Source organism: Pseudoselenomonas ruminantium (genome assembly GCF_900113715.1).
GTDB classification, from domain to species: domain Bacteria; phylum Bacillota; class Negativicutes; order Selenomonadales; family Selenomonadaceae; genus Selenomonas_A; species Selenomonas_A caprae.
Genome location: NZ_FOQK01000020.1, coordinates 28912 through 49895 on the forward strand (window position 1 = coordinate 28912; position 20984 = coordinate 49895).

At 49.8% G+C, this 20984-nt stretch carries 18 protein-coding genes and 1 pseudogene; 3 read left to right on the top strand and 16 right to left on the bottom strand.

The genetic code is table 11. The features are described from left to right. Nucleotides 1–175 precede the first annotated feature (175 nt). From BM181_RS10630 to BM181_RS15435, 4 genes are all read right to left on the bottom strand, one after another. Nucleotides 176–1216, bottom strand: coding sequence for a hypothetical protein (locus BM181_RS10630; protein WP_075444771.1), 1041 nt, complete (start codon nt 1214–1216; stop codon nt 176–178). A gap of 82 nt (nt 1217–1298) precedes the next feature. After that, nucleotides 1299–2456 carry a hypothetical protein gene (locus BM181_RS10635; protein WP_075444773.1) on the bottom strand — a complete coding sequence of 386 codons (1158 nt, stop codon included), beginning with the start codon at nt 2454–2456 and terminating at the stop codon, nt 1299–1301. A gap of 923 nt (nt 2457–3379) precedes the next feature. Further along, nucleotides 3380–4234 carry a hypothetical protein gene (locus BM181_RS10645; protein ID WP_075444777.1) on the bottom strand — a complete coding sequence of 285 codons (855 nt, stop codon included), beginning with the start codon at nt 4232–4234 and terminating at the stop codon, nt 3380–3382. Between the two features lie 17 nt (nt 4235–4251). Next, nucleotides 4252–4800, bottom strand: a complete 549-nt coding sequence (locus BM181_RS15435) for a hypothetical protein (RefSeq protein WP_075444779.1) — start codon at nt 4798–4800, stop codon at nt 4252–4254. A 205-nt stretch (nt 4801–5005) separates the two neighbouring features. Here BM181_RS15435 and BM181_RS10655 point away from each other — a divergent pair. Continuing rightward, nucleotides 5006–5923, top strand: a pseudogene (locus BM181_RS10655) (IS256 family transposase); the annotation flags it as partial. A gap of 212 nt (nt 5924–6135) precedes the next feature. Here the strand turns inward: BM181_RS10655 and BM181_RS10660 are convergent. From BM181_RS10660 to cobO, 7 genes are all read right to left on the bottom strand, one after another. Beyond that, complete coding sequence (locus tag BM181_RS10660) at nt 6136–6756, bottom strand: recombinase family protein (RefSeq protein WP_075444781.1); 621 nt, start codon at nt 6754–6756, stop codon at nt 6136–6138. 147 nt (nt 6757–6903) lie between these two features. After that, on the bottom strand, nt 6904–7959 hold the full coding sequence (locus tag BM181_RS10665) for a PIN domain-containing protein (protein WP_075444784.1): 1056 nt from the start codon (nt 7957–7959) through the stop codon (nt 6904–6906). Further along, complete coding sequence (locus BM181_RS10670; protein ID WP_075444786.1) at nt 7956–8744, bottom strand: ImmA/IrrE family metallo-endopeptidase; 789 nt, start codon at nt 8742–8744, stop codon at nt 7956–7958. Before BM181_RS10670 ends, BM181_RS10665 begins: the two co-directional genes overlap by 4 nt. A 13-nt stretch (nt 8745–8757) precedes the next feature. Continuing rightward, nucleotides 8758–9084: a helix-turn-helix domain-containing protein gene (locus tag BM181_RS10675; RefSeq protein ID WP_075444788.1), complete on the bottom strand. Its 327-nt coding sequence runs from the start codon at nt 9082–9084 to the stop codon at nt 8758–8760. Between the two features lie 166 nt (nt 9085–9250). Further along, a complete protein-coding gene (locus tag BM181_RS10680) occupies nt 9251–9337 on the bottom strand; it encodes a YvrJ family protein (RefSeq protein ID WP_256211360.1) in 87 nt (28 codons plus the stop codon). A 48-nt stretch (nt 9338–9385) separates the two neighbouring features. Continuing rightward, a complete protein-coding gene (ilvD, locus tag BM181_RS10685) occupies nt 9386–11038 on the bottom strand; it encodes a dihydroxy-acid dehydratase (protein ID WP_075444790.1) in 1653 nt (550 codons plus the stop codon). 161 nt (nt 11039–11199) lie between these two features. After that, nucleotides 11200–11736 (bottom strand): cob(I)yrinic acid a,c-diamide adenosyltransferase, encoded by a 537-nt coding sequence (cobO, locus tag BM181_RS10690; RefSeq protein WP_075444792.1) that lies wholly within the window; start codon nt 11734–11736, stop codon nt 11200–11202. A gap of 102 nt (nt 11737–11838) precedes the next feature. Between cobO and BM181_RS10695 the strand changes: the two genes are divergently transcribed. Both BM181_RS10695 and BM181_RS10700 read left to right on the top strand, forming a co-directional pair. Further along, nucleotides 11839–13455, top strand: a complete 1617-nt coding sequence (locus BM181_RS10695; RefSeq protein WP_075444794.1) for an SGNH/GDSL hydrolase family protein — start codon at nt 11839–11841, stop codon at nt 13453–13455. 167 nt (nt 13456–13622) lie between these two features. Next, nucleotides 13623–13883, top strand: coding sequence for a hypothetical protein (locus BM181_RS10700; RefSeq protein ID WP_075444796.1), 261 nt, complete (start codon nt 13623–13625; stop codon nt 13881–13883). Nucleotides 13884–13952: 69 nt separating this feature from the next. Here the strand turns inward: BM181_RS10700 and BM181_RS10705 are convergent, their stop codons facing one another. The 5 genes from BM181_RS10705 to BM181_RS10725 form a co-directional block, all read right to left on the bottom strand. Continuing rightward, nucleotides 13953–16088: a hybrid sensor histidine kinase/response regulator gene (locus BM181_RS10705; protein ID WP_075444798.1), complete on the bottom strand. Its 2136-nt coding sequence runs from the start codon at nt 16086–16088 to the stop codon at nt 13953–13955. A gap of 31 nt (nt 16089–16119) precedes the next feature. Beyond that, the gene (locus tag BM181_RS10710) at nt 16120–17235 is read right to left on the bottom strand and encodes a chemotaxis protein CheB (RefSeq protein WP_082336273.1); all 1116 of its coding nucleotides are present in this window, start codon (nt 17233–17235) and stop codon (nt 16120–16122) included. Between the two features lie 30 nt (nt 17236–17265). Further along, nucleotides 17266–17913, bottom strand: coding sequence for an MBL fold metallo-hydrolase (locus BM181_RS10715; protein WP_075444802.1), 648 nt, complete (start codon nt 17911–17913; stop codon nt 17266–17268). 162 nt (nt 17914–18075) lie between these two features. Further along, complete coding sequence (gene feoB / locus BM181_RS10720) at nt 18076–20448, bottom strand: ferrous iron transport protein B (RefSeq protein WP_075444804.1); 2373 nt, start codon at nt 20446–20448, stop codon at nt 18076–18078. Nucleotides 20449–20454: 6 nt separating this feature from the next. Next, the gene (locus BM181_RS10725) at nt 20455–20973 is read right to left on the bottom strand and encodes an AAA family ATPase (RefSeq protein ID WP_075444806.1); all 519 of its coding nucleotides are present in this window, start codon (nt 20971–20973) and stop codon (nt 20455–20457) included. Nucleotides 20974–20984: the final 11 nt, after the last annotated feature.

Sequence of the window (20984 nt, forward strand, 5' to 3'; positions counted from 1 at the left end):
AGGCTAACAGTCCAGCACATCCACAACGCTTAAACACAAAAGGGGAGCCTTTGACTCCCCTTTTGTGTTATATTGGAGAGTAGTTAAGGCATCCACTCTCTTTCTGTACTTAGATTCGCTGTTGCTTAAAGCACAGACTTCTGTTTGATATATGTTGCAATTCATGACTTAATCGTCAGTATTTAGCTTCCACTTTTAAGTTATTTACTTTTGAAAGTCTTACACTTTCCGAGAATAGTTTTTTACTATTTTTCATATAAAAATCTTTAATACTTAATGAATAATACTTAATATCATGTAGAAATACTGAACCGCTAAATTTATAAGTAGCCCTACTTCTTGCAGGGATTTCTAAACTTACATTTTGACTATATTCATATTCGAATGGATGAGAATAATGCGCGGATTCTCCGTTTTTATGAACCGCACGTTCAACTAAACTCGAAACGCTAACAGGTTCATCTAAAGGGTTTTCAATAGTTAATGTAAAGTATGGCAATTCTGTTTGAAAATGATCATCATATTTCATAATACAAGTCCCATCAATTATTTTTACTGGTACTTCTACTATTATTTTATCTTCTGTCTCCATAACTATTTTACGATAATCATCCTCAATATCCGATTCAAAAATATTTTTTATTTTACAAAATAAATCATACGCTTTAAGATAATTTCCTTTTTCAAATTCAATCATACCTTCTGCGTATTGTTTAAGAATGTTAATTTGAGAAACTGTAATTGGTTTATTTTTTATTAATTCATTATATCGGGATTCCCTTTTTTCTTCAGATGACCATGAGGACCGTCTTTCCTCTGTGATTGCTGTCATTAAATCTTTATCACTTTTTATTTTATACTTAGCTTTGAATGCTTCTGTATTTTTTTTTACCGCATCCATATCAATTGTATTTAGTACAGCAATAACTCTGTTCCAATCTTTTTGATTTTTTGCTTGTAATGCTAGCTGATATTTATCATTAATCTCATTAGTTTCTGTTATATCTGTTACTTCTTCTTGTATGCTGGCTTTTTTTTCGTTATGATGATTAAACGATCCACAAGAATAAAAAATCATCATAGTAACCATTATAGTAATTATTACCTTTGCGGTTTTAGGAATATTGAGCATACCTACAATTACCCAAACTAGACCAAAGACAATACTAATAGGTATTATTATTATGCTAGCAAGGATCGTAAATAATACTGTCATGTTTTACTCCTTTTCTAAAGCAAGTTAGATTAAGCAGTTTATAACTCAACAGAACAGTTGTAATACACAAAAGATATAAGGATTATCGTAATCTAGTGATAAAAACACGGTTTTTCCTATTTTCTTTTTTCCACAGACCAGCATCAACACTTTCATTAACTAGATACTCAATTTTTTCTGGTATATAGTGTGCATAATCATTATCGAAATGTTCTAATTCTTCCTCCAAGTAACTGTTATATATTTTTCTTAAATCTACTTGCTTATATTCAGTTCCAATATCTAGCATATTCATAAATTTTTCTCTGAATGCAATGCCTTTTTTAGCTATTTGAATTTGGCGGAAATATAATTTTTTCCTTGGAATATCGATATTCTTAATAATATTTTGAAGTTCATGTAATTCTTTTTGACAAACTGAACAAACAGCAACATATAGTAATCGTTCAATCCAATCACTATATGGTGGTGAATTAATTTCAAAAGGATTATTTTCATTAATATTTTCAGTTAGTTTAATTTCTTTTTTTAGATGACTTTTCATATAAATGTACTCGTTGTCTGAAAGTTTTTTTGGTAGCAGTGCGTATTTTCCGTGAATAGTATCTAATTCATATTCAGCTTTTTTATAATCAAGGTATTTTTTTGAAAATGACTTTGGCCTAGGGCCAATGGTGAGACATTCGCTTTCAATATCAACAGGAAGGTATTCGTCAACAAATAAATATAGAAATGGTAGTAAATCTGGATGCTTTCCATCTCTAATCTCTTGTGATAATAAAGGGTCACTATTCGGGTTTTTTTTCCATTTCTCTACTCTTCTTTCAAAAAAAGCATTATTGTCATCTGTTTTAATAGTATTTTGAATGCATTCTTCAAACATATTTTTTGACATGGTAGCATCATAATATTTGATAACCCAGTTATATGCATCATTAAAATTGAATATTTCTCCGCTCAATGCATCACATTCTTCTAATATTTTCAAAAATCTGCTATCATCAACGTAAAATAAAGTTTCTGCATAGCCATCTATTTCATCGATAGAGCCTTTTTGATATGAAAGTAACTCTATTAAGTCTGTTTTACAAAAGCAACACATATCGAGTTCAATAACTCCACTCTCCTTAAATTTCTTATATCGCTTATACGCAGCCTTTATTTCAAGTTCAGTTGGCATTGTCCAATTTTTGTCATTTTCATTGGCAGTATAAATATGAGTGATTTTTTCGTTTTTCATTATATTTACCTCGCGTTATTAACACTATAAAAAATATTTTCTTATTATTCGAGCACAAATAAATAACAAACCAATCAGAGCAAAGTATGCTACTGTGAAAGCTATTGTATTCGTCTTTACAAATATAGTGCCAGTTATGAAATATGTTGTTAATCCCCATATAAGAGGATAAAAAATTAGTGACATGATAAAAAAGATAATCGAGAGATAATTATTATAAAACTTTTTACTATAACAACTTATGAGTTTTTTTTGATTATCATTTAAGCTATTTTTTTTATAATCATATAATATAATAATACTTATGGAAAAAGAGAAATACAAAGATAGTATTAAGCAGATGTTTGATTCGAATGCGGTGCTAAGAGACACAATAGCGGAAAATATAGGTGAAAATAAAAAAATAGCAAGAAGAATACGAAAATACTTAGTGATAATCCGCTTTATGAAGATAAATAACACAGAAGCAACATATAGGATTGTCATAAAAAAAACGAATACCACAGCCAGTCCGGCAGCATTTGACATTGGAAGCATATTATCATTTTCCTTTCTATAGATGTGTTTATTCTACTAATAGAACAACTTTCCTTTTTTAATTTCACCAATAAATATAAAAATCACTAATGCAATAAAAATAGGAACCATTAATAATAAAATCATAAGCCCTCCTATACTATGCATTTCCTAAAGATAATTTCTACATTACTACTCCATTTTCCTTCAAAAACAAAAAGCCTCTAAGGATTTCTCCTTAGAGGTCAATTTTCTTACCTTTCCTCGCATGCTGATTTCTTTCCAGAATAGTATTGAGTACTCGTGGGATCTCTGCCAGTACATTCATCACCTGCTCCGATAAAGCTTATAAATTTAACTCTATCGCACAATTAAAAAAAACGCATAATCAGAGACGGCTTAAAATCTCACAAAACCCTTCGGCACTGACTTTTCATAGAGCTTTCCGACCTTGGGGTACGGTGGTAAGGGTCTTCTATACTTATTTGGGCTGCTTGTACCTGCCGCCGGAAAGCTAAATCATCGTTTTGCTTGATTTTTCCTTCCACGGCTTTGATACTGGCGAGGTTGCCCAGCAAAGTATTTCGCCGGACTGTCTCTGCTTCTACCATGGCCATAGCATCTGCTTTGGCTTGGTCAGCTTGCAGTTCCCCTTCGGTGTTGTTGCTGGCCTCCATAATGGCAGCTATGTTTGCCTGTTCACTGCTGGCCGTGTCAATGAAACCTTTGGCGTTATTGCCATATAACTTATAGATTTCGGCTGCGGCCTGATATTGGTCTTGCGCCTTAAAGGTATTCTCGTCTTCATAGCCTTCATCATTGCGGAAAATCTTGCTTTTCCAGAAGTCCATAGTCTTATCCCCAAAACTGCTGCTATTGGTGTCCGCATTCAGACTGGCAATATTTCTTTGAACAGTAGTCAAGATGCTATTATCCAAGGGATTCATATTCTTGACCGTAATGCCAAATCTTTCCATGGCCGTAGATAGCCAGCTTTCCATATTCTGGGTGTCCATAATGGCCTTCATGTGTCTGGCATAGTCATAGACATTGCCTCCCTGCCTTGCTAAATCCTTCAGGGCAAAAGGGGACGGCGCACTATCTGCATAGGATATGCTGGTCATACTGTAGTAGTTGGCCGGGGCATAGGGTTCGTCCACGCCGGGGATTACCCGGGCATGGCCTATGCCATATGAGCCAATGCCAATTACAAAGCAAGCCCCAAGCACACCAAGGCAGTACATCACTTTTCCTTTTCGCATGTTCTCACCTCCCTTCGTTAATGCTCATTGGTGAGCTTGAAGCCCATACCGCCGAACTGTTTATTGATAAGCTTCTCCATGTGGTCAGCTATCAAGATAAAGAGCAGAACCAACAGTAATAGCTGGAAGAGCAAAGCAAGATTTGCCACACGGCTGGTCTTATTGGCTCCGTGGTGCCCTAAAATAGCCGCTTGGTACTCATAGGCAGCCGCACTTTCCCTACCTCCCGATCCCTGATTCCACGCACGACAAGCAGCCTCCCATGAGCCGTATTCATTGTAGTAGCCCTCGATTATAAATCTGGCCACTTTATCCTGATTTTGTGGTGCCCATGGATATTCTGTACTTGGCTCCGGGGCTGTATCTTTATCCCCGTAAGAACTCCAACGCGTGTAGTTCTCCCCATCATGGATAAGCGTGCCGCCATTATTCTCAAAATCTCTGCACCACCTATCCCAGTTGTTATAATGTCCATAGTCTATCTGATACGCCCCGTAATATCCCTGCCCATTGTCGCAATGGTAGTGCCACCATAGGATTCCACGGCCCGAATGCGAGCCATGCAATCATCCTCACTGATTATCTTAGCGGTGCTACCAACTTCCGATACCGTAGTTTTTGTTTCGACCAAATCACCCACCACAAGGTTCTGCATGGTGAATTGTAGCAAATTACCGGGAGTGTAATATAGTTTGTGTAAAAAATAATTTGCGCAAAACTATTTTATGCCCCATATACTGGGGTAATCATGTATAAGTAAGGAAGGTAACAATGGCGAAACGCAAACAGACACCGAATACCCCAGGCGAACAGATTGCTCAGCAGATTTTGTCCCACTACGACCTAAAAGATGCTCAGGATGTCCAAAATGTCATGAAGCAGATTTTCGGACCTATCTTCGAATCCATGCTGAAAGGCGAAATGAAAAATCATCTCGGCTACGAAAAGAATGAGCACGCTGCCGGTTGCGACAATGCACGCAATGGCTATTCGGAAAAAACGCTCAAAACATCGCTGGGCGAGGTTTTGAGCGTTCCCCGCGACCGTCAGGGCACTTTTGAGCCGCAGGTAGTCAAGAAGCATCAGAAGGACGTTTCTTCCATTGAGAGCAAAGTCCTTGCCATGTATGCACGTGGCATGAGCCAGCGGGATATCGCAGACACCATTGAAGATATTTACGGTTTTGAGCTGTCACATGAGCAGATTTCTAATATCACAGACTGTGTATTAGAAGAGGTTGACCGCTGGCGCACGCGTCCGCTCAAACCGTTCTATCCGTTTGCTTTTGTAGATTGTATCTACGTCTCTATGCGCACCGAACGTGGCGTACAGCAGGTTGCTGTCTATGTTATGCTAGCCTACGACACGAACGGATATAAGGATGTACTAGGCCTTTGGATCAACGAGACAGAAAGCAAGCATGCCTGGATGCAAATATTCGATGAACTTAAGGCTCGCGGAGTTCAGGAACTAGGTTTTCTTTCTATGGATGGCGTTGCCGGCTTGGAAGAAGGGGCGAAAGCAATCTTTCCGCAAGTAGTTGCTCAGCGCTGCATCGTACATCTTATCCGCAATTCCGTACGCTATATCCCCCGTAAGAGCTGGGGATCTTTTACCAAACAGCTGAAAACTGTCTATGGTGCCGTAAATGCAGAGGCAGCCCGGCAGGCGTTCTCCGAGCTGCAAAAAATAACCATCCCTCCGCTATCTTTTAATCCTAGATAATTCCTCCGTACAGCTTAAATGATGCAGTTCAAGGCACAGGGCGTAAATAATACCATGGAATCCTTGATTTGCATGAAAATATCGTTGTTTTTGGTCTTATTTCTGCATTTTACCTCAAATTTCTGCTAAAATGCAGAATTTTTTAACTATAAATATAACGATGGATTTTTTTACGTTTACGCATCAGCAGGCGCATTGGCCCACTTTAGGAAAGTAGGCGTTGAAACGCCCAGCGCCTCTGCGGCCTTGCGGGCGGAGACTTTTCCGGCTTTCCACTGGGAATGGATAGCTGAAAATCCCGCAGGTTTTGCCATGGGCTTTCTGCCCAGAGTCACGCCTCTTGCCCGGGCCGCTGCCAGCCCCTCCATGGTGCGCTGGTGGTTCATGTTCCGTTCCGTTTCCGCAACGTAGGAAAAGACTTGAATGACCAGATTGGAGATGAGTTTTGCCGTGAGGTCATCCCCGTATTTATTGCGGGTATCGAGGAGCGGCAGGTCGATGACCACGATGGCCGCTTCCTTTTCCTTGGTGATGATATCCAGCTGACGGGTCATTTCGTCGTAGTAGCGCCCCAACCTGTCCAGGCTCTTTACCACCAAAGTATCGCCATGGCCAAGGCGTTTCATCATCTTGGTGTAGGCCGGACGGTCAAAGTCCTTGCCGCTTTGCTTGTCCACAAAGATACATTTCTTCGGAATACCAAAGTCTGCCAGTGCTATCCACTGCCGGTCATCCCTCTGTGAAACAGTAGATACACGAATGTAACCGTATACAGTACCATTGTTGTTCTTTTTCATAAACAATTCCTCCATTCAAAACTATGTTAGAGCAACAAGTTCATTTTAGAGGAATCCCTGATTGCAAAGGAATTTTATAAATCGCAAATTGGGCGGCTTGACCAGTCAACTTTGACCGGTCAAGCCGCCCGCCTCGTGCTTTACTATTCAAACTTCCAACGCTTGTTTGACATAGTCACAACAAGCCTGGATTTTTTCAAAATTATCATATTCATTACGTTTCATAAACGCCAGTTTGCTATACAAGATACGATTTTCTGCCATAGGAGACAAAGCATCCATCGTGTCCACAATTTCGCTCTGATTATATCCCAGCTGCTCCAACACGCAGGCAATGACCGTATCAACCGGCACATTCAGACTCTCTTTGGTCTTCTCCATGAACTGATAAGCCCGACGATAGCTTTCCTGTACCGCCCGTTTTTCCATGCTGCACGATAGCGGGTAATCAGACAGGAGAAGTTCTTGCCGCGTCTTAGGTGCCTGCGATACCACAGATTTCTCCTCCGCAGGGATATAGGCGCGCAATTTAGCCAACCGCTCGGCCACATCCAAATGAAACTCCTGCGCAAAATCAGCAATCCACTGATGGTCCCGCACAGAAGCCGGGATTTCACGGTCTATTTTCCCCAGGAAACGCTGGGCAAAACGATTCACACACACCTTTATCCGCCAATTAAGCCCATTTACTTCATTCATGGTTTGAAATTTGGTCAGGCATTCATCCTCGGATATGGCGCCCTTCAGATAGTTAATCAGCAAAACTTCATCACTGGAAAAGCCAAAGGGTTCACTTGCTCGTATATTCAGGTACCACTTAGGCCCATCCTTCTTAATATCATTCGTTACTACGGCAGGGATACCATATACTTTGGCCAAGGCAATAACAAAACCTTCTCCCGTGTCCCCATGCGAGAAGAACATGGCCAGATTTTCCAATTCCCATTTGAATTTCGAATAAAGCCCCTCCTCTTTCAGCATGGCGTTATCAACGGGCACCAGAAATCCATCGTCCATCGAATCGATGATTTTTCCGCGCAACGCCATATCCGCATGATGTGGCAATTCGGTGTCCAATAGCCATTGATGCACATATACCTTGGAAAACATCTGCCGCAGCATTTCTTCGGTCTGAGAGCGCCAAAGATGAATCAGGATATTGGTATCAAGAGAGGCACTAGTAAAGCAAGGCGTATGGTTCACACCAATCCCACCTTTCGGAAGGTCTCTTCATCATCCAAATGGTTATGCGGGAAAATTGTTGCAAAATCCGTCATGCTGAAGGCACAGAAATCCTCCGCCATGCTTTTAGGAATCTTATTGTTCTTATAATTATCCCGAATAATTTTGAGAAATTCCTCCGGGTAGCGGATGGCATTGGCCGGTTTCAACAGGGCATCGTCTTCCTGAGAAGCTGCCTGCAAAAACTTATTTACATTCCCTTCCAGCTCACTAACCAAGGCTTTTTGCTGCGCAGCGTTTATGCGCTTATATTCGCGCAAAGCAATCAAAGCCGTTTTACTGCTGACGCGAAACTCATGCATAACCATCGCTACTGTTAATGCGTCAATATCCTTGGCCTGAAAGGCTGCGCAGTAATCCTCCAGATAATTGCACAAATTCTCCCGGGGAATCAGCAGACAGGACGCAAAATAATCCGCCTCACGTTCCTGGTCTTTTTTCATGAACATCGCATCATCCTTAAAGACCAGTCCATCCTGCCCGGCATGCAGCACCAGATGACCGATTTCGTGCGCAAAGGTAAAGATTTCCCGGCACAAAAGGGCAGACGAATTCGTAAAAATCACCTTTCCCTCCCGGCGGTTTTGCGATAATCCCAAAGTCTTGTCCGCACCAATCGGATAACGGAACAAGTACCAGCCCTTTTCGCGGGCCAGACGGAACGGATTATGCAGGCCATACGCGACCTTGGGACGACACTCCCGCGCCTTGCGCTCAATCAACCGTTTACGCTTTTCATCCATCATGTCACGTCCTCACTTACGTTCTATCATGTACCAGCATATTCTTGAAGAACATATCAATCACATCATTGATATAATCGATTTCTGGTGAATCATCTGCATTGCGATAAAAGGAAACAACAGCGTCTTCCTTATCATCTTCGGCCACCAGTTCACTGACATTCGTCCGAAACAACAGGGCCAGACGATTCAATTCCACTAGCGACGGATCATTTTCCCCTTTTTCCATGCGGGAATATTTCTGACGACTTACATGGAGTGCTTCTGCCACCGTCTCCTGCTTCATTCCCTGTGCAGTACGCAGTTCACGCAGTCTATCTCCCAATGTTTTAGCATCCATCATTCTCACCCTTTCTTGTCTTGATTATATAACATAAAAAAGAGCACTACAATACTATATGTAATATTTTTGCTACATTGCAAGCAAAAAACAGGCAGGCTACCGACAGTCTCTTTGACCAGTCAGCCGCCCGCCTTATGTCATTTTTCCAACCGCTTCAGCTCCTGTATCAATTCCCCAGCTTGTCGATGAATTTATCCATTGATTCCTGAAATCTCGTGAGCAGGTAAAATGCCACGACAATAGGAAAACCCACAGCGGAAACGGCGGTGAGTATGGACTACTCCATTATAGACTCGAAACCCTATTTGAGTACGGCACCGGTGCTGGCCGAGGTCGTGAGTTTTGCATATCTTGACAGATAGCCATGCTTGATCTTGGGCTCTGGCTGTTTCCAGTCAGCCTTGCGCCTAACGAGTTCTTCGTCGCTGACCTTGAGCTCAAGCTTGCGGTTCGGGATATCGATGCAGATGATATCGCCGTCCTCAATCAAGGCAATCGGGCCGCCTTCCATGGCCTCTGGCGAGACATGGCCGACGCAGGCGCCCTGGCTGGCACCGCTGAAGCGGCCATCGGTTATGAGGCCGACCTTTAGCCCGCGGCCCGTGATGACAGCCGTCGGGTTTAGCATCTCCTGCATGCCCGGGCCGCCTTTCGGGCCCTCGTAGCGGATGACAACGACATCGCCATCGACGATCTCGCCTGCCATGATGGCATCGCAGGCCTCAGTCTCCGAGTTGTAGCACTTGGCCTTGCCCTCATAAGTCAACATATCTTCCTTGACGGCCGACGCCTTGACGACGGCATAGTCCGGCGCCAGATTGCCCTTGAGGATCGCGATGCCGCCTTCCTTGCGGTACGGCTCTTCGACGCTATGGATGACTTTGCGGTCAAGCACCTTGGCATCCTTGATGCGGTCGCCCATCGGCCCCGTGACCGTCAGCGCATCGAGGTGGATGAGGTCTTTCTTCGCGAGCTCATGCATGACGGCCGAGATGCCGCCGGCCTCGTCAAGGTCGACCATATGATGCGTTCCGGCCGGGCTGAGTTTCGTGATATACGGCGTGCGGCGCGAAATCTCATCAAAAAGCGGCGCCGGAATCTCAATGCCCGCCTCGTGAGCGATCGCCGTCAGATGCAGTACCGTATTCGACGAACCGCCGATGCCCATATCAACCGTAATCGCATTTTCAAAGGCCTTGCGCGTCAGGATGTCGCGCGGCTTGATATCCTTTTCGATGAGATCCATGATGATAGCACCCGCGCGCTTGGCCAGCAGGCGGCGTGCGCCCGTGTAGGCAGCGGGAATCGTGCCATTGCCCGGCAGGGCCATGCCCAGGACCTCCGAGAGCGAATTCATCGTATTGGCCGTGAACAATCCCGCACAGGAACCGCAGCCCGGGCAGCATTTTGCCTCAAGCTCCTCCATCTCCTCAGCTGCCATCTCGCCGGCAGCAAACTTGCCTGCCGCCTCAAAGGCCTGGCTGACGCTGACATCACGGCCATGGAAGCGACCCGGCAGCATCGGACCGCCCGAGACGACGACACAGGGGATATTGAGACGGGCGGCTGCCATCAGCATGCCTGGCACGACCTTATCACAGTTTGGAATCAGCACGAGACCATCAAAACCAGAAGCCATAGCGACAGATTCCACGGAATCGGCGATGAGCTCGCGGCTGGCCAGCGAATATTTCATGCCCGTATGGCCCATGGCAATACCATCGCAGACACCGATGGCAGGAAACTCAACCGGCGTACCACCGGCCGCAGCGACACCGAGCTTGGCCGCCTCTGCGATTTCGCGCAGATGAATATGGCCAGGAATGATTTCATTGAAGGAATTGCAGATGCCGATCAACGGTTTGCGCAAATCCTCAGGGCCATAGCCATTCGCATGAAACAGGGAACGATGGGCACAGCGCGTAGCGCCTCTTTTGACGATGTCACTTCTCATTTTTCAACTCTCCTAATCTGCGATAGATTTTGTCTTTTGCATCAATACATTTGCCGACAATATATCGTTACATAGTTATAATTCTACTGCATGCATGCGATTAATTCAAGCAATTTACGTTAAATAATTTACAGAGTTACACGCACAGGATACCCGGCTGCTCAAAATTCGATGCCGATCTGGGCCTTGATGCCCTGCGTGTAAGGATGCTTGATTTCCTTCATCTCGGTCACAAGGTCTGCCTGCTCGATGACCTTCGGGGCTGCATCACGTCCCGTCAGCACGACGTGCAGCTCGGGCGGACGGCAGGCAAGCAAATCGAGTACCTGCTGCTCCGTGATCAGATTGAACTTGACGGCATAGTTTATCTCATCGAGAATGACAAGGTCGTACTTACCGCCCGTGATCGCTTCCCTGGCCATCGCAAGTGCATCAGCTGCCGCCTGCAGGTGCTCAGCCTGCTCGTGGGCATCGGTATTCGTGAAACCAAGCCCGCACTGGCGGATTTCGATGCGGCCATCCGCAGCCGCAAGCGTCTCGATGGTCTTCAATTCCCCGTACTTCCAGCCGCCCTTGATGAATTGCAGTATAAGGACGCGAAAACCATCTCCCCAGGCGCGGACGGCCAGGCCGAGCGCCGCCGTTGTCTTGCCTTTGCCATTTCCCGTATGAACGATGACTAAACCGTGCTTTTCCATACCTATCACCTCAGAAATATGATATAATAAACAGCGTACATTTTTGTACCTTTACTATTTTACGCTAATTTTTGAAGAAAATCCTGCTATCTGGTGTTATATATGAAGAAATTTTTCCTTTTTGTGTTTATCATTTTTTGTTTTACAGCGTTTTCCGCTTTCATGGCCGAAAAGACCGATCTGCTGGGCCTGCGCAATATGACCTTGCAGACCTCGTTCCACGAAACCGATGGCCATATGGTGTTATCGTGGGACCCGCTGCCCTACCCTTGCTTTTACAAGGTAGAGACCTATTCGCGCACGACCGGTCTTGTAGAAGGCGAGCCGGAGTATCACTTCTTTGCGAGCGGGTATACGTTCGATTCGACATTTGAAGTGCCGCGCAGCGGTATCCCGACGACCTACCGCGTCACGGCTTATGGCATGTTCGGCCAGCTTACGCCGCCGTCCGAGCCGATCGACAATCCCATCTACGCGAAGGCACCGGCTTCACCGGTCACCATCTATCACTATACCGAGGACCATCCGGCCAGCCTCATGCCGTTCCTCGTCTGGCATGCCATCCCGAATGCCGTCTGCTACGAGGTCGAGCTGCTCGCAGGCAAGCCGGCCCAGGAGGGCGGCATCACGCATGACAAGGCCAACCACCTCGAGAGCACCAACCAGATCTTTACGAATGGCTGGCAGGCCGACCTCAAGAAGTATGCCAACCGCAAATTCATCTACTGGCGCGTGCGCGCGCTCGACATCCATCACAATCCAATGGGCGAATTCTCCAAGGCCGAGGAACTGCATATCAATCCTGACCTGCCGCAGCCTACGGCCCCGCTGCCCAACACCTTTGACCAGATGCCGAACTTCCAGATGCCGGTCTATCCGGTCTACCAGTGGATCCCGCTGCACGATGCCGCCCGCTATGAAGTCGAGCTTTTGATCCATCCGCCAGCTGAGGCGCATGGCACGACGGCCGATACCGATGCGGTCTGGCGCAATACGGTAAGCGGCGCGGCCTGCTACGATGAATATGCACGCCCCTATGCCGGCGACTACTACTGGCGCGTGCGCGCTGTCAACCAGCAGGGCTATACGTTAGGCACCTGGTCGGATACCGAACACTTCACGATGCCCGAGCTTCCCGAACGCGTCCCCGTCGCTGTACTCGGCGACAGCATCACGCATGGCGGCGGTGCCGTCTCGAACTCACCAGCCGCGCTCGAGTATAGCTATACGACCTATTTTGACTTCCCGTATCTGAATCTCGGCCGCAGCGGTGACACGTCAAAGATGACCCTTGACCGCTTCGACAGCGATGTCCTGCCGTTCCGCCCCTTGAACCTGCTGATCCTTACAGGCACCAACAGCCTGCGCTCGACCACGATCAGTGCTGAGTCCGTAGTCAATGATCTGGCGACTATCCGCGATAAATGCCTCAAGAACGATATCCGGCCGATTTTCCTGACCCTGATGCCGGTCAATCCCCCCAATATCCAGCTCGCTTTCCAGGCGCCGACCGATCCGAACTGGCAGAAGAAACTCGCCCGCATCAATGGCTGGATCCGCCAGCAGGACTACTACATCGACCTTGAACCCTATTTCTACGACCCGACACACCGCTTCATGGACAACAAATTCTCCGTTGACGGCCTGCATCCCGATATTCTCGGCAAGCAGCTCATGGGCGAAATCATCAATATGAACCAAAGTAAATTCTTGAAATGAAGCAATTTTATTTCATAGCGAATATAATCGTTTCCAATTATTTACAAAAATCATATTGACACGTCAAATAATCCTGCGTATACTTACACACATGCTGCTTTTATGGATCATCCGAGCATCCCGGCAGCATGGTATGTGGGAAAAAAGATGTACTAAGGAGTGTTGATATGAAAAATCTTGAATGGTGTGAACTTACGAAGAATTTCTATGCGTTCAAATACGTAGCCGATAAGCTTGGCTTCTACGTGCCGGAACTCCAGCAGATGGAACGCAGCCTCGAAGAATGCCGTCCTTTTGCTGCTGATGAGGATATCCTGGCAAAAGTTCGCAACCTGTCCGAGAAAAAATTGCCGCAGTTCGATTTTTCCGAGCTTGCAACGGCGCATACGCCGGTCTATGACGAGGACGATAACCTCGCTCATGCTTGATTAAGCACAAAAACGCCCGACAGAGGCTTTCCTCTGCCGGGCATTTTTTATTTTCTGCGGTTTCGCGCTTCAATCCAGATATTCATGCAATTTCTCGAACAGATTCGGAAGGTCAATGGGCTTTAAGATATAATCGTTCATACCGCTTTCCATCGCGGCTTTACGGTCTTCATCAAACGCATTGGCCGTCATCGCCAGGATGGGAATATCCTGCGTCCATTTGCTGGGCAGCCTGCGGATGGCCCGCGAAGCATCGAGGCCATTCATGACGGGCATCTGCAGATCCATGAGCACTAAATCGTAGCCGCCCTCAGGCGCCGCCTTTATCTTATCAACGGCGATGGCCCCATTTTCGGCCAGGTCGATCTTTATGTCGGTATTTTCGAGCAGCGCATAGACGATTTCGGCATTGATTTCATTATCTTCGACCAGCAGGATATTTCCCCGCAGATCCTGCTGCTGCAGGACCGTGCTGCTGTGCTCGAGCGATGTACCGCTTTTCTTCGCCTGCCCCGCATCCCCCGCCAACATCTCTTCCACCTGCTGCAGATGCCCGGCAATACCTGCCTGACCGGTCACGGCCGTGAGCTTCAGCAAGAGGTTGATGGTGATTTCCGTTCCCGTTCCGGGCTCACTCCAGACCGAGATATCGCCGCCCATCATATCGACGAGATTCTTGACGATGGCCATACCCAGGCCCGTCCCCTGCACGCGGCTCTGCGTGCTCGTCCGCTCGCGCGTGAACGGCTCGAAGATATGTGCGACGAACTCCGGCGCCATGCCGATGCCGGTATCGCGGATGACAAAAGTAAAGCTGCCATAGCCATTCGGAGCCTGCTTGTCCTGCGCGATTTCAAGAGCTACCGTGCCGCCGGGTTCGGTGAACTTCACGGCATTGGACAAGCAGTTGAGCAGGACCTGATTGAGCCGCAGGCGGTCACACCAGATGCGCTCGTTGGCAATCCTTTCGGTATCGACACAGAAAGTCAGCTGCCGCGCATCCATATCGGGCTGCAGGATATAGGTCAGCTCCTGCACGATATCGGCAAAGCTGTTTTCCGATACGTTCAGCGCCATCTTGCCGCTTTCGATGCGGCTCATGTCGAGCACATCGTTGATGATGGACAGCAGATGATCGCTGGCCGTCGAAATCTTGTTCAGATAGTTGCGCACGCATTCCGTATCCTGCAGATGCGCCGCCGCCAGTGCCGTATAGCCCATGATGGCGTTCATCGGCGTACGGATATCGTGTGACATATTCGTAAGGAAATGGGTCTTGGCCTGGTTAGCCGTATTGGCCTGCTGCAAAGCCAGTTCGAGCTGTTCATGCTGCTTGGCAAGCTTTTCCCGCTGATGCTCCAGCCGTTTGGCCAGCTCGAATTCCTTCGCGCGATTGTAATCAATCGGTGCAATCGAAAGGATGATGCGCGAGGCTTTGCCATCCTCACCGCGGTCATACACCTGGAAAAAAGCCCTGCGCCACGGCTTTTCGTAATCCGGCAGCTCATAGACAAACTCACGGCTTTCTTCATCGGCAATATAGTCTTTGACGAATTGCGGATCGGCAAGATTCTGCATCATCGTCCGCTGGTCACTGCTGACCAATGGCAGCAGGCGCTTCATGACACTGCTGTACGATGTCGTCAGCCGGCCATCGGGCAATGGCACCATCTGGGGCCGCTTGTAGACGCGCAGGATATCCTGGTTGAGATCGCAGAAATAGATGGCGTCGACCTCCTTGATGATATGCTGGTGGACCAGCGTGCCGCCAATGCGCTCATCGTTTTCGCGGATGCCGAGCACGACGGAGACCAGTTTGCCATCCTTCTCCTCGAGCCGTACGAATTTCATTTCGGCAAAGTGTATCTCTTTGTCAACGTACAGGCTAAAGGAAATCGAATACGTGCGCTGGTCCTTGAGCATCTTGCTGACATAAGCCAGCGAGGCCACTGCCCGGACGCGCAGGCGGTCAAGCGGATAGACCTGGCGCTCGGCATAGCAGGTCAATGCCTCCGCATAGGTCAGCGCCTCCGTATCCTGCCTGTCCATCGCCTGACGGAATACATCCTGGGTCGTAAAGGCTGTCATGGCACCGTCCTGCATGTTGACACAGTACACAGAGGTATAATCATCCGATAAGGCCAGAACCGCGCCGACGGATTTCTGCCATGCCGGCTGGCCCTTTTCCTTGGTTATATCGTTCATTTCTATGCTCCTTATTTCCATTCAGCTGCCATCAATCCTTGCTGCAAAGCTCCTGGATTGTCCTGGCTATCTTCGCAAGCGGCACCTGCTGCTCGACGGCCCCGATGTCAAAGGCCGCTTTCGGCATGCCATAGACCACCGAGCTCAGCTTGTCCTGTCCGATTGTCCGCGCCCCGCAGCGCAGCATGTCCAAAAGCCCCTCGGCCCCGTCGCGGCCCATGCCGGTCAGGATGATGCCCAGCGCCGTGTCGCCCGCCGCCTGGGCCACCGAGTGAAACAGCACATCGGCCGATGGACAGACACCGTGCACAGGCCTTCCGGGCTGGCAGTCGAGCTGGAAGCCGCCATCGATGCGCTTCAGCGTCATGTGCTTATGCCCTGGGGCAATGTAGACCGTATTGGACCGGACGATATCGCCAGCCTCCGCCTCCTTGACATGCAGGCGGCACTCATTGTTGAGCCGCTCGGCCAGCCGCTCGGAAAAGAGCGGCGGGATGTGCTGCGCGATGACGATGGGCGGCAGCGGCGGCCGGAGCGACGGCAGGATATCCGACAGCGCCTTGGTTCCCCCTGTCGAGGAGCCGATGGCGATGATGCGTATCGGCACATTCGTATGGCGGATTGCCGGGCGCGTGCCGGTCGGTGCTGCCCCATCACTCAGGGGCACAGCGTCAGGCTTGGGCGGCGCCTGACGCTGTGCCGGCCAGATATCCCGGGCCACCGTCGCACTGCGGCCGATGCTCTGCCCCTTTGTCCCGTTTTTCTCGCAGGCCGCCCGGATAGAGGCTGCCAGCTCATCGAAGAATATTGTCTTGTCCGCTCCCGGTTTTGGCTTGGCCAGGTAGGAAAATGCCCCCATCGACTCGGCACAGCTCCTGGTCTTGGCGAGCATGCCGTAGGTCACCACGGGTGCTTCTGTCATATGCACCACCAGCGAGAGGAACATCTGGTTGTCAGCCTGCTGGATTCCCAGGAAGAGATTCAGCACGATGACGTCCGGCTTGAACATGCGTATCTTCATGATGGCGTCGTCCATCTCCGTTGCCCCTTCAAGCTGGGCGCCTGCCAACCGGCTCCTTATCCCTGCCAATACCGTGTCCCGTGCGGTCGCGGAAGGTTCCATTACCAGAACACGAATCGTAACCATCCCTTTTCTCCTTCATCTTCGCATAGCGTCTCAGCTGTCAGACAGCAGGGCCTGATACCAGGGCATCTGCCGCTCGGCAGCCACTGTCGTCGGCTCGGAGTGTCCCGAGAGCAGCGCCGTATCCGGCGGCAGTGACAGGATATGCCTGACAATCCCCTGCATCAGTTGGCGTTCGTCGCCGCCAGGCAGGTCCGTGCGGCCATAGCTGCTCTTGAAAACCGAGTCGCCGACAAAAGCGATCTTGTCCTGCGCGCTATAGTAGATACAGCCATCGGCCGTATGGCCAGGCACAGGCACCATATGCAGGCCGAAGGCCGGCTTGTCCCTAAGCTCCACATCGGAATTGTCCGCGATATAGGTGACCCCAGACAAGTTCAGCGGCTCCTCCAGCTGGGCCGAAAGGTTCCAAACCGGATCTTCGGCATACTGGCGGCCATTTCCCTGCATGAGAACCGGCACCGCCAGCTCCTGCTGCAGGGCCGGCACCGCACCGATGTGGTCGAAGTGCCCATGGGTCAGCAGGATCTTCTCGATGGTGAAGCCCTGCTCCCGGATGATGGCGAGCAGTTTCTCCGGCTCGGCACCAGGATCGATCAGGAAGCCGTGCTTTGTCTCATCGTCTATATAAAAATAGGAATTCGTCACGATATAGCCCATGACCTGTGCTTGTATAATCATTCCATTCACCTCAGATAACCATGCTAGTCCTTCCTTATCTTATTCGCCCAGCAGGTGCCATCTTCCTGCCACGATATGAAATCTAGTCTGCTCCAGGGCAGGATTCTGCCGTAAGGGAGGAACGAAAAAAGCGATGGATCCCGCAAAGATCCATCGCTTCTCTCAGGCAGATATCAGCAGTGCCAGCAGCCGGACTGCATAGGCAGCCATCCAGGCGATCACGCACTGCACGATGACAGTCAGGAACGCATTGCGCCCGCCGATCTCGCGGCGCATGGTCGAAACCGCCGCGACACACGGCGTGTAGAGCAATACAAACACCAGCAGCACCACGGCCGTCAGCGGTGTCAGCAGCCCCGCCAGCAGCGACGCATCGCCACCGAGCAGTACCGTAAGCGTAGATACGACCGTTTCTTTCGCCATGAAGCCTGTGATAAGTGCCGTAGCCACACGCCAATCCGCAAAGCCCAGCGGCGCGAAAATCGGCGCGGCGAGCTTGCCGATAGCCGCCAGCAGGCTTTGCTCGGGCGATTCGGCAACGTTTAGCCGCAGGTCGAACATCTGCAGACACCAGATGATGATGGAGGCCAGGAAGATGATGGTGAACGCCTTCATGAGAAAGCCCTTGGCCTTATCCCAGATGAGCCGTGCCACGCTCTTGGCCGACGGGATGCGGTAATTCGGCAGCTCCATGACAAAGGGCACCGGCTCGCCGCGGAACCGCGTCCGCCGCAGCAGCAGCGCAAACAGGATGCCCACACCGATGCCGGTAAAATAAAGGGCAATCATGATAACGGCCTGATACTCGCGCGGGAAAAAGGCACCGATGAGCAGCGCATAGATTGGCAGCTTGGCACTGCAGCTCATGAACGGCAGCAGGAGCACCGTCATCTTGCGGTCGCGCTCACTGGAAAGCGTCCGCGTGGCCATGATGGCCGGCACCGAGCAGCCAAAGCCGACGAGCATCGGCACGATGCTGCGCCCCGACAGACCGATGCGGCGCAGCAGCCGGTCCATGACAAAGGCCACGCGCGCCATATAGCCCGTATCCTCGAGGATAGACAGGAAAAAGAACAGCGTCACGATGGTCGGCAGGAAACTGATGACACTGCCGATGCCCTCGAGCGCCCCATGGATAACGAGATCATGGACGACAGGATTCACGCCGGTCGCCGCGAGCAGCCCATCCACCGTATCGGTTACGCCGCCGACCACGACCGCCATGCCATCGGTCAGCAGTGCGCCGATACCAGCAAATGTCATCACGAAGATAAAGGCCATGATGGCGATAAAGCCCGGAATGGCCGTATACCTGCCGGTCAGGATGCGATCGATTGCCACACTGCGCTGATGCTCGCGGCTCTCATGCGGGCGCACTACCGTCTGCGCGCAAAGATTCGTGATAAAGACAAAACGCATATGGGCCATAGCCGCCTCGGCATCAAGCCCCGTCTCCTCCTGCAGGATGGTGATGATATGCGCAAACATCTCCTGCTTTTCCTGCGGCAGCGCCAGGCTGTCCGCCATCCGCCCATCCTTTTCGATGAGCTTCGTCGCCGCAAAGCGCAGCGGCATCCCGATTTTCCGCGCCTCGGGCTCAATCATATGCGCCGTCGCATGGATGGCGCGATGCACCGCAGCGATAGGATCGCCCTGCGCCTCGCTGTCCTTGCAGAAGTCGATGCGCATCGGCTGCCGGTGATGGCGTGCCATATGCAGCGCATGATCCACCAGCTCATCGACGCCTTCATTCTTGGCCGCTGAAATCGGCACGACGGGAATGCCAAGCACGGCCTCAAGCTCATTGATGAGAATCGAGCCGCCGTTATCGCGCACCTCATCCATCATGTTGAGCGCCAGCACCATCGGGATGCCGAGCTCCATGAGCTGCATCGTCAGATACAGATTGCGCTCAAGGTTCGTCGCATCGACGATATTGATGATGCCATCGGGATGCGTCTGCAGCAGGAAATCCCGCGTGACGATTTCCTCGCTCGAATACGGCGACAACGAGTAGATGCCCGGCAGGTCCGTCACACGCGCTTCGCGGTGGCCGCGGATCTGCCCATCCTTGCGGTCAACGGTCACGCCGGGGAAATTGCCCACATGCTGATGCGTACCCGTCAATTGATTGAACAATGTCGTCTTGCCGCAATTCTGATTGCCGACCAAGGCAAACGCCAAGGGCGCGCCCTTCGGTATCGGCGCCGGATCATGGCGATGCTGCTGCGGCGCATAACCTAGCTCACCGACGCCCGGATGATCGATATCGCGTTTGCGCTGCTCGCTATAGGCCTCATCTTCCTGCTGGTGTACGCCCTCGATGGCAATACTGCGGGCCTCATCGCGGCGCAAGGTCAAATCATAGCCGCGCACCTTGAGCTGCAGCGGGTCCCCCATCGGCGCGATCTTCTGCAGCGTCACCTCGGTATGCGGCGTAAGCCCCATATCGAGCAGATGATGGCGCAGCGCACCACTGCCGTCCACCCGCGTGATGAACGCTCCCTGTCCCGGCTGTAATTCATCTAAAGTCATAATCCGTCAGCCTTTCCAGAGATTCAAATCCATCATTACCTTATCCGTCTCCCACGGAGCGATGACCGTATAGGGCACTGCCCACTTATCCAGCATCGCAACGACCTGCGCATCCTTTTCCTTTGCCTGCGCGAGATCCGTCTCCTTGCGGCCATCGATCGACAGGAATTCATCGTTGCGCCGCAGCAGATAATTGATGTTGTCATAGCGGCCAAACTCCTGCATGACCAGCGCATCAAACGCCTCGGTCGGCTCACGGTTGTAGATGATATTGAGGGGCAGCGGCGAATCGCAGACAGCAAAGTCGATATCGTAGCGCGCCAGCGTGCGCGTCCGATGCGCCTGCTCCGCAAAGAGATAGAGCTGATCCTCGACGATATCCGTCGCATTCTGATACCAAAGCCACTTGGCAAACTCGCCAACGAGCTCTGTCTTATAGCCTCTGCGCTTGAGCTTGGAATAAATATCGGCCGCAATCGTGCTCTTGCCGATGCCAGCGCCGCCGTAGAAATTGATTACCTTCAAAACGTCATCTC

Coding starts and splice junctions, on each gene's coding strand:
- BM181_RS10660 (WP_075444781.1), bottom strand. CDS start 6,756: ATGAAAAAGAACAACAATGGTACTGTATACGGTTACATTCGTGTATCT.
- BM181_RS10670 (WP_075444786.1), bottom strand. CDS start 8,744: ATGATGGATGAAAAGCGTAAACGGTTGATTGAGCGCAAGGCGCGGGAG.
- BM181_RS10635 (WP_075444773.1), bottom strand. CDS start 2,456: ATGAAAAACGAAAAAATCACTCATATTTATACTGCCAATGAAAATGAC.
- ilvD (WP_075444790.1), bottom strand. CDS start 11,038: ATGAGAAGTGACATCGTCAAAAGAGGCGCTACGCGCTGTGCCCATCGT.
- BM181_RS10700 (WP_075444796.1), top strand. CDS start 13,623: ATGAAAAATCTTGAATGGTGTGAACTTACGAAGAATTTCTATGCGTTC.
- BM181_RS10645 (WP_075444777.1), bottom strand. CDS start 4,234: ATGCGAAAAGGAAAAGTGATGTACTGCCTTGGTGTGCTTGGGGCTTGC.
- BM181_RS10630 (WP_075444771.1), bottom strand. CDS start 1,216: ATGACAGTATTATTTACGATCCTTGCTAGCATAATAATAATACCTATT.
- cobO (WP_075444792.1), bottom strand. CDS start 11,736: ATGGAAAAGCACGGTTTAGTCATCGTTCATACGGGAAATGGCAAAGGC.
- feoB (WP_075444804.1), bottom strand. CDS start 20,448: ATGACTTTAGATGAATTACAGCCGGGACAGGGAGCGTTCATCACGCGG.
- BM181_RS10710 (WP_082336273.1), bottom strand. CDS start 17,235: ATGGTTACGATTCGTGTTCTGGTAATGGAACCTTCCGCGACCGCACGG.
- BM181_RS10695 (WP_075444794.1), top strand. CDS start 11,839: ATGAAGAAATTTTTCCTTTTTGTGTTTATCATTTTTTGTTTTACAGCG.
- BM181_RS10705 (WP_075444798.1), bottom strand. CDS start 16,088: ATGAACGATATAACCAAGGAAAAGGGCCAGCCGGCATGGCAGAAATCC.
- BM181_RS10675 (WP_075444788.1), bottom strand. CDS start 9,084: ATGATGGATGCTAAAACATTGGGAGATAGACTGCGTGAACTGCGTACT.
- BM181_RS10715 (WP_075444802.1), bottom strand. CDS start 17,913: ATGATTATACAAGCACAGGTCATGGGCTATATCGTGACGAATTCCTAT.